Below are 11,679 nucleotides of genomic sequence, written 5' to 3' on the forward strand. Positions count from 1 at the left end.
AGACTTTATCCCCAATTTCAATAAGTTTTGTAGTATGAAACTTTCTGAAAATTTTGATAGAAAAATGGATGAATGAACGGCGAAAAGTCATTAAAGCATAGATTGATCAACCTGCTTTCACGAGAAATTAAGAAAGAAGAAGCTAGATTTTTCGATTTTGCTGTCTTGGATAAAAGAGTCAGGAGCATATTTGAGCTGCGTATCGGCATCAATTATACTTAAGGAAATGGATGGAACTAATAGAAAGACTGCCATCCGTCTATCCAGTAAAAATCTAACTAGATACCGGGAGGAGAACTGCTTACGATGACACAATTTGAGGCGTTCAATTCACTTAGGGAAATAGGAAAAAAGCCGGTCTTGGCGCAAATTGGCGGATTTCGTCCGGAGGAAGCGAGGATGAGTTGGTTTGGCGGGCATTTTTATATCGATAAAGAAGCGGGATGGCCTCATGACAAAGATGGTCCCATGATTCCCGTATTGCAAGCGTATGTGCCTGAAATACCTGGTGGGATCGATGGTGTGGGAGAGGCAAGTTTGATCCAGCTATTTCTGAACAGGAAACAGCTTCCAATCTATCCTGTCAAGAACGGAGAAGGCTGGCTACTCATCGAGCATCAGTCGGTGGAAGAGCTGCAATTAATGGAAACACCGGAAGAAGCAAGAGGTCTCAGGGAGTTTCAGATTAGATGGCACAAGGCTGATAGCGATGATTACCCGTGCTGGGAAGAGGCTTGGGATTATGTTGACTTGACGGAAGTGAACGAGGATGAAGATGCGAGCGATCAGTTCTTCGATGAATTCGGCAGTTACCCGCAAACGAAAATAGGAGGATACGCATCCTATATCCAGTCACCGGTTTCCTTAGAAGATTGTCAGTATATCATGCAGATCGGAAGCGAGGAAAAGCCGAGATTTATGGTGGGTGACAACGGGACGATTTACTTGTTCAGGTCTTGTTCGACTGGTGAATGGCATATGCATTGGGATTGTTATTGAGGGTTTGGCGGTCAGATAAGATAAACTGGCGCTAAAAAGTAGGTTTTTCTACCCATGCCCGTCAGCATGAAATAATTTAAGCTGTTTCCGGACTGCAAATGGTAAAATTATGTTAGGGTTAAGCCAGCGGTCGGTGGAGTCGTTTCGTCTTGTCTCTTGGGATTTTGGCGAATCGGGACAGTTTAAGCCGCGAGATTCAACCGTTTTCGGTTTAGTTAGCTTAGCTTGTATACGACTGGTTTTGTTTAATACTTAATGTTTATAATGTATTTTCCAGAGAAGGCAAAACACAATGCTATTTCCTTAAGTTACTTTATTTTAAAGCTGCAGGTAAAATACTTGTATATACTATCTAGAATAAAGAGACACTATAAAACAACTTCGAAAAGGTACACTTAAACAAAGTACTAATTCGAAAGATGTTTTGCATGGGAAAAACTATGTGATACATATTATTCTAGGTAATATGCACTAAATAAACTATTCATGTCCTTCATATGGGCATACCTCCTTCTTGCGTGAGATAAAGTGGTTGAGGAAACCAACTCTTTATCCCACGCAAGAAGGAGGTTTCTTATTACCTCGCTAAAAAGCTTTCTGGAACTCCCTGCATAGACAGGGGTTTTTGAAAATCATTAATCAAACCCACAAATTTTATTCCAAACCAACAAGATTTGAAACGAAATTAATCAAATTTTATTTCAAAGTTACAAAAGGAAAAATAAAAATACTTGCATTTTAAATCCAATTGAGTTAAATTATTTGATGGGTCAATGATTGATAGGTCAAATAATTTCAAAAAATAAAAAAGGAGGGAAGTTATTGACAAATTCTTGCTCTAAGGAAGCAATTATTTTATATAAATTATTTTTTATTAATAAAGAAATCAATTCGAAATTTGAAGGGTGTACAGGTGTTAGTCAGTCGCGCCTTGAACTTTTGAGCCATCTTTATCAAGTGGATGAAATGAGCCAAAAAGCGCTTCAAAAGGAGATGAATATTGACAATGCTGCCATCACGCGGCATTTAAAACAACTCGAAGTAAACGGGTTGATTTTAAGACGAAAAAAAACAAGTGACAATAGGATTACGCTTGTGACGCTTACTGATTATGGACGTCAAAAAATTAGTTGCTATCAAGAAGAAAAGAAACGTTTCGTCACTTCTATGCTAAAAGATATTAGTGAAGAGGAACGAGATTTGCTATTTGATATGCTAAATCGTATTCAAAATAACATAAAAGAAATCTAATACGTAAAATTTTAAGAGGACGCCGTTCAAATATGCAGCTAATGCTTGTAGCACGCGAACATGGATACGATACATGCCTAATCGGTAGTTTTAGAAAAGGATCGTTATATACCAGTGATGCTTATTTCAATTGGGAAAGCAGCAGACAGAGGTTATAAATCTGTTCGAATTGTACAGTGGAAGAAAAAAGGGAAAGAAACAAGTCCTGTGGTGGATTGATATACACACTGCGTGTTCATGGATGTTTTAAATTTTCTTTAACATAAAAAGATTCAGAGAAGAGGAGGAGAACGATGATTATTATTCATGCTGTAATGCAAATAGACTCAACAAAGCAACAAAGTTTTTTAGAAGAGATAGAAACACTAATGCGTGCTTCTAGACAAGAAAGTGGAAATATTTCTTACAATTTATATAAGGATATAGAAAAGAACCATACATTTACCATGGTTGAAGTATGGCAAGATGCAGCGGCGGTAGAAAGCCATAATACAAGTGAACATTTTACTTCTTTCGTGGCCAAAGCTAGTAACTTTTTAGTTGCGCCACTTGATATAAAAGCATATGATGGACACCCTTTGCAAAGTTAGGGAGTTCTAGTGCAAAAAAAATCTTTGGTGAGTTATAAGTAGACATCACTTTTTTATTGCGAATTATAAATGGTAAGATTGTTAATTAAAAAATATCTGGATGATAATGACATGTCCGAATCTTACTAAGAATAGTAAAGTTTACATTTTTAAGAGATTCTCCTGCATGGCTATCGACTTAGTTATAAAACACCTTTGAAAATTGCGAATTAATTAGAAGTAGAAGGAACAAAAAACTAATGAATATCGATGGCGCAGCCGTATTTATCCTTGTTCGCTCAACCGAGCAAGTCAGAGTCTTCACCGGAAATGTCAGCATAGAAGACTGTTCTGTATTTAAGAAAGTGCTGTTGTAAATCAAGAAAAATATAGAAAATATTAAAAAATTATAGGAGTTGTTTGCACATGAAAACTACATTAAAAACAAACGATTTTATGAAAATAATGAAAGGGCGCCGATCCATTCGCAACTATGATCCAACAGTTAAAATCAGCAAAGAAGAGATGACTGAAATATTAGAGGAGGCGACTACAGCTCCATCTTCGGTTAACGCACAGCCATGGCGTTTTCTTATCATTGAAAGCCCAGAATCCAAAGAAAAACTTGCGGGGCTTGCTAAATTTAATCAGTCACAAGTCACCACTTCATCTGCCGTAATCGCCGTATTTGCAGATATGAACAATGCAGACTATTTAGAAGAAATTTATTCAAAAGCCGTTGACTTAGGATACATGCCACAGGAGGTAAAAGACAGACAAATCGAGGCTTTGAAGGCACATTTTGAACAACTACCGGAGCAAGTAAATCGGGAAACGATTCTAGTTGACGCTGGTCTCGTCTCCATGCAGCTTATGTTGACAGCACGCGCGCACGGATATGAAACAAACCCAATAGGGGGCTATGAAAAAGAAAATATCGCTGAAGCTTTCGGATTGGAAAAGGAGCGCTATGTACCAGTCATGCTTCTATCCATCGGAAAAGCAGTCGATGAAGGATATGCTTCATACCGTCTCCCTGTCGATAGAATTGCGCAATGGAAATAATATAAATTGATATTAGGAAACAGAAAAGGGGGGGATTAGTGAGTGGAAGTACTTGCGGCCATTTTAGTTGGGATAGTAGCAATAGAACATTTATTTATTATGATCCTTGAAATGTTTTTTATTGATTCAAAATTGGCAAAACGAGCTTTCAATTTACCGAAGCACTTAGAAAGAGATCGAAATGTAGCCATCATGTTTGCAAATCAAGGTTTATATAATGGGTTTTTAGCAGCTGGTCTCATTTGGGGACTAATACTTGGACTTAATTCAATTGGCTATATGATTCAGTTGTTTTTTGTAATTTGTGTGGTAGTGGCAGCCATTTTCGGAGGCTTTACATCCAACAAATCAATTATTGTGAAACAAGGAATTCCAGCTATTTTAGCACTGGTTACCCTTTTGTCTGTAATGTAGAACCGAAGCTTTTATATTTTATAAATATATGTATGTTGAAGATCATAAGATGAAAACAATCAAACTTTTTTATAAAAAAATCTAACAGAGTTATTAAAAGAAAATCCATTTTGAAGAAAACTTATTCAAAATGGATTTTTTGTATTCTTTGGTAAATAAAGAGTCAATAAAATGTTTTAATTAATCTTTATTTGAAAGCTACATTTGTATAAAGTTGCAACGTTTATCCCCCTTTAGTTCTAATAATTGGCAGGGGGTTTTTTAGTGAAGGGAAGAGGTATGCATATTCAAATGGGAGAATGATTGAAGGGGAGTAGCGGGTATTTCATTAACTCAGTAGATTGCCCATAAAGTAGTTTCCTAATAACAAATATAGTAAAATAAAGGAAAAAGAAAAGGCGGTTTTTGAATGCAGCGCAACTTTGGAAAGTATGATATACCAGCAAGCCTTCAAAAATTAATGGAATTAGAGAAGGAACTAGGCGATTGTGAATCTTTTTATAATGGGCTTCACTTTTATATTTCATTATCCGACTTTCGCTATTTTAACACACCAAGCGATGTTATTGTATTTGGCCATATTGGAGTAGATGGTATTCATTATGGATTTTTAACAGACTATGGGTCGGTTTCTGACCTTGAAGAGGCGCCTATTGTCTGTATAAGTCCAATGGAGTTTGAAAAGCCAACCCGTATAATCGCAAAAAATTTGCGCGAATTTTTACGTATCAATTGCACAGATAGTGATTTATTTTATAATTATTTCGCTGATGAAGACAGTTATTTAGTATTCAAGGAACGGGAAGTGGATGATGAACTTCATCCTCAGTCTGAACGACAATTATTAAAGTATATCGATAACTTTTTAGAAAAAAACATTCAAATGCCTATTATTGCTAATCCTTATCGCTATATTCAAACGCTTAGATTGCAGCGACAAAAAATGATAACTATTCAAACCCAGGATGGTCTTGGTGTAATTGCTCCATTTCTTGCTAATGAAACGCACATTCCTTTTAAAATTAATATAGACGTTGAACCAGACTTAGCAGCTTTAAAAGCATACTTATCTCGTGCACCAATACCATCACAATATGCTGTGTTTCGAGATATACAACTTCATCATGTTCTATCTGATGAACCATTGTTAAAGAAAATTGTGCTGGAATCCATGTATAATATAGGACTTATCGATGAAGCGAATAGACTATCTTAAAAGCTTTTTCGTTGTCATGATTCAAAGACCAAATGTGGTAACCCTTTTTATAAAGATTGGATAACACTTAGCAAATAAAAAATCCATTTTGATAATTTTTTCAAAATGGATTTTTCTTTTTTTACACAAAAAGAGGGTGTGAACTATCTTTAAGCAAACTTTATTTTTAATCGATATTAAGCTTAAAAACCTATTTTAATTCCCGCTTATTTTCTTTTAAAAACTCTTTGTAATTTTCTCCCCATTCATTCATTAGAGAAATAATTGGTTCGAGCGTTCTTCCAAATTCCGTTAATGAGTATTCCACTTTAGGGGGGATTTCGGGATATACTTCTCGATGAACAATTCCGTCTTCTTCCAGTTCCCTTAATTGGAGAGATAACATTCGTTTGGTAATACCAGGCATTAATCTACTGAATTCATTAAATCTTTTCTTTCCATCTAATAAATAAAACAAAATAACGCCTTTCCATTTACCCCCGATCACATCAAGCGTTCCTTCAACCGGACATCCTTCAGGGCATCCATACCCTTTCTTTCGATTTCTCATCGGTACTCATACCTTTCTCATTTCTGCTTGTTCTTCTTTTCTTAATTAGTAACATAGTTAATAGCAGATTACAAGAATGTCAGTTGCAGCTGCTTTCATTTCTCTCCTAATAGGTAACATGTGTGATACCAGATTACAAGAATGTGCGTACTTACTCTTAATATATTTCTTTTTTATAATAAACATGAATAAAAAAGGAGGGCTTTTAAATGAAAGCAGTTGGATTGTATAAATATTTACCGATTGAAAAGGAAGAAAGTTTGATAGATGTCCAAGTGGAAAAACCTACACCAACCAAAAGAGATATACTTGTTAAAATAAAAGCTGTTTCGATTAATCCGGTTGATGTAAAGGTACGTGCTCCTAAAGATAAAGAAGAAACAGAACCAAGAATTTTAGGCTGGGATGCAAGTGGAGTGGTGGAAGAAATTGGACCGGATTGTACAATGTTTAAACCTGGAGACGAAGTGTTTTATTCTGGTGACCTAACTCGACCAGGGACGTATAGCGAATACCATTTGGTTGATGAAAGAATTGTCGGATTAAAGCCAAAGTCTTTAAATTTTGCACAATCAGCGGCTTTACCACTGACATCGATAACAGCATGGGAAAGTTTATTTGATCGATTAATGATAGATATTAATAACTACGAAGAAAATCAATCTAAGAGCATTCTTATTATTGGCGGGGCTGGGGGAGTGGGCTCCATAGCGATTCAATTAGCTAAAATGGCAGGTTTACAAGTGATTGCCACAGCATCTAGAGAAGAGAGTAAGCAATGGGTGAATAAATTAGGTGCTGATTATATCATTAACCATCACGAAAACTTTCGAACTCAACTACAAGATCATGATATAAAAGGCGTTGAGTACATTTTATGTTTGAACGAAACAGAGCAGCATTGGCAAAACATGGCCGATATTATTTTCCCTCAAGGAAGGATTTGCTCGATTGTAGAAATGGCTAATCCTATCGACCTTACTGCTTTAAAAAATAAAAGTGTCACGTTTGTTTGGGAATTTATGTTTACAAGATCCATGTATGAAACTCCAGACATGATCAAACAACATGAACTTTTATCCAAACTAAGTAAACTAATAGATGACGGGAAAGTAACAACAACCCTTACAGAAACTCTTAGACCAATTAATGCCGAAACCTTACGTAAAGCACATAAAATTGTAGAAACGGGAAGTATGATTGGTAAAATAGTAGTTGAGAATGAATAAATGCCTAATGAGATGGTCATCTTATCTAAAAAGTAGACTGTTTGGTTAACAATGACTTAGGATTGAAGATTATTAGTCTATTTAGAACTTAATTTTGGGGATTAGCCTTATAAAAGGGAGGGGAAAACCAGCAAAGCTGTTATCCCCTCCCTAAATAGATTTTTTATTATTGAATTATTCTCTATTCCTCACTATTCAAAAATTCCCTCACATAAATCCTATGTACTCCCTCTAAAACAATGGAACTATATTCAGCAAATGTAACCTTCGTGCTTTTCCCCTTTACAATAAAGTCCCCAGAAACTGCTCCAGTCTTATCCATTGCGGCATCGTAGAGTAAAGCAGCCCCTTTTGTCGGTGGGGAAAAGAAAAACTTCATCAATGGTTTTATATAAAAGGGAATACCTGATTTTTTTTCTTTCCGTAACGTATTGTTACTCCCGGGGTCTACACTTAGAAAACAGGCGCTACTAACCTGATTTTGAAAAATAGTTATGGAAAAAGAATGATTTTAACAAAGATGCTTATGCCAAAGCGGTAGCAGTTTATAATCAATTGACTAATCAATGCAAAGGCCTCTGCTAGTAATAATAAATTTTACAGAAAGATGGAATTCATCAGCAGTGGAGAATTAAAGTAATAGCGCTTTATATCTTTTCTACCAAGATGTATCAGAAATAGAGTCTATTGCTTAAGCATTTAGTAGTGAAAAAAGATTTGAATTTAAATAAGATAGATTAGTGTAAATTTTTTGAAAAAATAGTTTACGTGCAATATATTATTTAGTATACTCTAATTGTAAAATATTGGAGGTGAAATTCGAATGAATATAATGAAAAGATTAACGGTTGGTGGATTGGCAATAGGTATATCTCTAGGAATAGGTTTATCTAACGTATCTGCAGCAATACCAACTGAAGCAAAGATTAGTGGTCCGAAAAATGAAATTAGATTTGGTTCTTCTGCTATAATGACTAAAACTATTTCTTGGGGTGGGGGTAACGGAATTTATAATGTAAAGTACCATGATGGTATTACTACTCGATTTACAGATCCTGCTGCTAATTATTATAGTACAACTAGATCATCTACATATCATCTAGGTTCCTTAAGTACCGACAAATGGAACCTTACACTAACTGTTTCATCCGCTGGGGGTGGAACTGCACGTGCAACAGGAACAGTAACACTAAGAAAATAAATGTAAAATTCTATGGCACCCTAGTCAACTGACTAGGGTGATTGTAATTAATCAATTTAAGGAGGAACGTCATGATTGATATAAAGTATTTACAAAAGTCATTTTCTGAATCCAATTCCATAATAGAAAATGTATCCTTGTCTATTGAAGAGGGACAGTGGTATACGATCGTAGGCCCTTCGGGTACAGGAAAGTCTACTTTACTTAAATGTATTTCAGGACTTTTAAAGCCTGATAAAGGCGAGGTCTTATATGAGAGAACTAATATTTATCACATGAATGAAAATGCGAGAAGCGAGTATAGAAAAAAAAATATTGGTTTTATATTTCAGGACTTCAAACTTTTGCCCCACTACTCTGTTATTGATAATGTCATGTTACCTCTTATTTATGATTATCCGAAAAAGGAACTATATATTAGAGCGGAAAAATTACTTGAGAGTGTGGGAATTAATAATTCTTTGTTTGCTAGACTGCCAGAATCTTTATCAGGAGGGGAAAAGCAAAGAGTGGGGATTGCTAGAGCTTTAATGGCTAATCCAAAGGTACTGATATGTGATGAACCGACTGGGAACTTAGATATTGAAAATAGAGATAACATTCTGCGCATTCTGATTGAATGCAAAAATAAAGGACAAACGATTATTATTGTAACCCATGATGAGGAAGTTGCGAAACTTGGTGATAAGACCTATAAATTATACAAAGGTAATTTGAAGGAAAACGAGGTATTTGTATGATACGTTTTGCTTGGGTTCGTATTTTAAGCAGAAAGTTGATCTCCATTACCATTTTATTAGCATTTATTGGTTTATATACACTTATTCCATTAGGTTTTCAGAGCACAAAAGAAATTAAGTTAGCAGTTAATCATTCCGTAGAAGAATACGGACGAGGTACATATGACATCCTAGTACGACCAAGTTCTACAAGAACAGATGTTGAAAAAAAATTAGGAATGATTGAAGAGAATTATATCGGTGATGGGGGAGGTGGTATTTCTATTTCTGATTGGGAACAGATTAAAAGAAACCCGGACATAGAATTGGCCGCTCCAGTAGCATCTCTAGGGTATTTTAGTGGTAAAAGGATGTCTATTGAACTTCCAGTATTAAAGGAACCAACAAGATTTTCTTGGCAATTTTATACCTCGGATGGGATTCATAAATATCCTATTGATCAGAAAGAGGAGTTATATTATTTTGATGGTTCGGTTCCAGGAAACATACAATATATTGACGCTTCGTATCCAAATTCCTTAACAGGTGTAGCAATGACAGTCCTAATGCCTTTTAATTATTATCTATTAGCTGCTATTGATGTTGAGAGCGAAAGTAAGTTAACTGGAATTGACTATTCTGAATTAGATAAAGAGATTAATGATATTGAATTTAAAGAAGTTCGGGAAAGTTTAGGAAATCCACCCGTTATCAAAGTTATACAGCGGCAGGATATAAATATTCCATTATATATGACTGTGAAGACAGATAGGATAGATGTAGATCTCGGAGAATATCAGGAGAAATTAGGCCTGATGAAAGATGACTCACTATTAATGGGCTATGAAAAACCTGAAAAAATGGAGCAAGTAATTAATGAACTATCTAAAGCTAAAGCGCTTGATAATAGAGAATATAATTTAGATTTATCAAAATTCCAAAAACCGTTTGAGGGGACAGCTGTAAAGATTGGGGAGGATTTCAGTATAAGTGAGACTGATCGCTTTATGTCTGACCAAGATACCTCGATTTATTACATAGCATCAAAAATCAACTATAAAATAAATGAAAATAATCTAGAAGTGCCCATACTTGAAGATGGACCTCCCCCAATATATAAAACAGTAAATAAAAAGGGGATAAGTGCCTATCAAAGTCAAAAGGTGCCCTTTATTATTGAACAAGTGGGAGAATTTTCACCTAATAAGGATACTAACCAGTTAGCTTCAAGCCCATTAGGTATATATTCTACCACAGAGTCAAAAAGCTTAGACGGTAAAGTGGTACAATCTACAATCTTTCCTGGAAGCTTTATTCCTACACCAGCGAGCGGGATAACAACCCTGGAAGCTGCTGAAATGGTAAAAGGTCAAAAACCGATTGATGCAATAAGGATCAAAGTGGCCGGGATAAATAAATATAACGTGGATGCTCAAGAGAAAATTGAACAAGTTGCAATAGACCTACTAAAATCTGGTTATGAAGTGGATATTGTTGCTGGTTCCTCTTTTAAACAAATGAGATTAGATGTTGAAGGTTTAGGCCAGATACTGGAGCCTTGGACAACTCTGGGGGTAGCACAAGAGCTGAGTGAAAATTGGAATCACATGTCCGTGATTTCTTTCATATTGTTTTCTCTTTTTGGGTTTCTATGGTTATATTCAAGAGTAACTTTTGAAAAAAAAGCCTTATATAAGGAAGATGAGTTACTATATCTATTAGGGTGGAAAAGGAAATTTATTTTTCTACGGAACTGTCTTGAACAATTTATTATTATTACTATTGGGTATGTAGTTAGCATTATTTTATTTACTCTATTCAAACAAGATGCATTCCCTTATTTACTCTCTTCATTATTATGGTTCCTAACCGTGGTCATGGTATGTTTATTATTTTTAAGAAATGGATCAGGGAATAAAACTAGGATAATGGAATATAAGAAAGTTCCAGCAATTATTCATTATAAAGAGTTTATATTACCAACCATTTTTGTTTTGTTCATTTCGATTATACTACTGATTATTCAGATATCTAACTTAGGATATTCCATTGAAAAAGCTAAGGAAACAACACTAGGTCAATTTACAATGGATGAAACATTAATCATACAAATTTCCATTATAGTGATAACCGTACTGCTTTCTTACCTAGCAGTTAGTGAGAGTATTACAGCACTCCTTCAATACCGAGCGAAGGAATTTTCTATGTACCATATTATTGGGTGGACTAAAGGTCGTATATTGATTCATTTCTCTAAAGAAATCTCTCTCTGGTCAGGAGTCCCAATTGTTTTAGGGGTTCTTTTAGGAAGTTTGATTTTATTTGGAATGAATGTTTCATACAGTTGGATTTTTATTAGTATATTAATCTCTATAGGTATTTTATCAATTGCAATCGTCGTGACTACCATTACAAAATTAAAACCGTTTAGCAAGGGATAGCCTTGAATTAGTTTTTTACTAATTT

11 protein-coding genes and 1 pseudogene are annotated in these 11,679 nt (G+C 35.1%); 11 read left to right on the forward strand and 1 reads right to left on the reverse strand.

Annotated features, from left to right (window positions below):
* Window positions 1-306 precede the first annotated feature (306 nt).
* The 7 genes and pseudogenes from NSQ92_RS23445 (at window position 307) to NSQ92_RS23475 (ending at window position 5,514) form a co-directional block, all read left to right on the forward strand.
* Complete coding sequence (locus NSQ92_RS23445) at window positions 307-999, forward strand: DUF1963 domain-containing protein (protein ID WP_341153252.1); 693 nt, start codon at window positions 307-309, stop codon at window positions 997-999.
* An 822-nt stretch (window positions 1,000-1,821) separates the two neighbouring features.
* Complete coding sequence (locus tag NSQ92_RS23450; protein ID WP_047943954.1) at window positions 1,822-2,250, forward strand: MarR family winged helix-turn-helix transcriptional regulator; 429 nt, start codon at window positions 1,822-1,824, stop codon at window positions 2,248-2,250.
* Window positions 2,251-2,282: 32 nt separating this feature from the next.
* A pseudogene (locus NSQ92_RS23455) lies at window positions 2,283-2,469 on the forward strand (hypothetical protein); the annotation flags it as partial.
* A 74-nt stretch (window positions 2,470-2,543) separates the two neighbouring features.
* The gene (locus NSQ92_RS23460) at window positions 2,544-2,840 is read left to right on the forward strand and encodes a putative quinol monooxygenase (RefSeq protein WP_047943955.1); all 297 of its coding nucleotides are present in this window, start codon (window positions 2,544-2,546) and stop codon (window positions 2,838-2,840) included.
* A gap of 405 nt (window positions 2,841-3,245) precedes the next feature.
* Window positions 3,246-3,884, forward strand: coding sequence for a nitroreductase family protein (locus NSQ92_RS23465; RefSeq protein ID WP_047943956.1), 639 nt, complete (start codon window positions 3,246-3,248; stop codon window positions 3,882-3,884).
* A gap of 42 nt (window positions 3,885-3,926) precedes the next feature.
* Window positions 3,927-4,298, forward strand: coding sequence for a DUF1304 domain-containing protein (locus NSQ92_RS23470; protein ID WP_047943957.1), 372 nt, complete (start codon window positions 3,927-3,929; stop codon window positions 4,296-4,298).
* 409 nt (window positions 4,299-4,707) lie between these two features.
* Window positions 4,708-5,514, forward strand: coding sequence for a hypothetical protein (locus tag NSQ92_RS23475; RefSeq protein WP_047943958.1), 807 nt, complete (start codon window positions 4,708-4,710; stop codon window positions 5,512-5,514).
* Window positions 5,515-5,704: 190 nt separating this feature from the next.
* Here the strand turns inward: NSQ92_RS23475 and NSQ92_RS23480 are convergent, their stop codons facing one another.
* Window positions 5,705-6,064, reverse strand: coding sequence for a winged helix-turn-helix transcriptional regulator (locus NSQ92_RS23480; RefSeq protein ID WP_047943959.1), 360 nt, complete (start codon window positions 6,062-6,064; stop codon window positions 5,705-5,707).
* Between the two features lie 209 nt (window positions 6,065-6,273).
* On the opposite strand from NSQ92_RS23480, the gene NSQ92_RS23485 reads away from it, so the two are divergent.
* From NSQ92_RS23485 to NSQ92_RS23500, 4 genes are all read left to right on the forward strand, one after another.
* Window positions 6,274-7,293 (forward strand): zinc-binding alcohol dehydrogenase family protein, encoded by a 1,020-nt coding sequence (locus tag NSQ92_RS23485; protein WP_341153253.1) that lies wholly within the window; start codon window positions 6,274-6,276, stop codon window positions 7,291-7,293.
* 823 nt (window positions 7,294-8,116) lie between these two features.
* Entirely contained in the window at window positions 8,117-8,494 is a 378-nt protein-coding gene (locus tag NSQ92_RS23490; protein WP_144546773.1) for a hypothetical protein, read from the forward strand.
* A gap of 71 nt (window positions 8,495-8,565) precedes the next feature.
* Window positions 8,566-9,234 (forward strand): ABC transporter ATP-binding protein, encoded by a 669-nt coding sequence (locus NSQ92_RS23495; protein ID WP_144546771.1) that lies wholly within the window; start codon window positions 8,566-8,568, stop codon window positions 9,232-9,234.
* Window positions 9,231-11,654, forward strand: a complete 2,424-nt coding sequence (locus tag NSQ92_RS23500) for a hypothetical protein (protein ID WP_144546769.1) — start codon at window positions 9,231-9,233, stop codon at window positions 11,652-11,654. Before NSQ92_RS23495 ends, NSQ92_RS23500 begins: the two co-directional genes overlap by 4 nt.
* Window positions 11,655-11,679 lie beyond the last annotated feature (25 nt).

The organism is Niallia sp. FSL M8-0099 (genome assembly GCF_038006945.1).
Taxonomy (GTDB): domain Bacteria; phylum Bacillota; class Bacilli; order Bacillales; family Cytobacillaceae; genus Niallia; species Niallia circulans.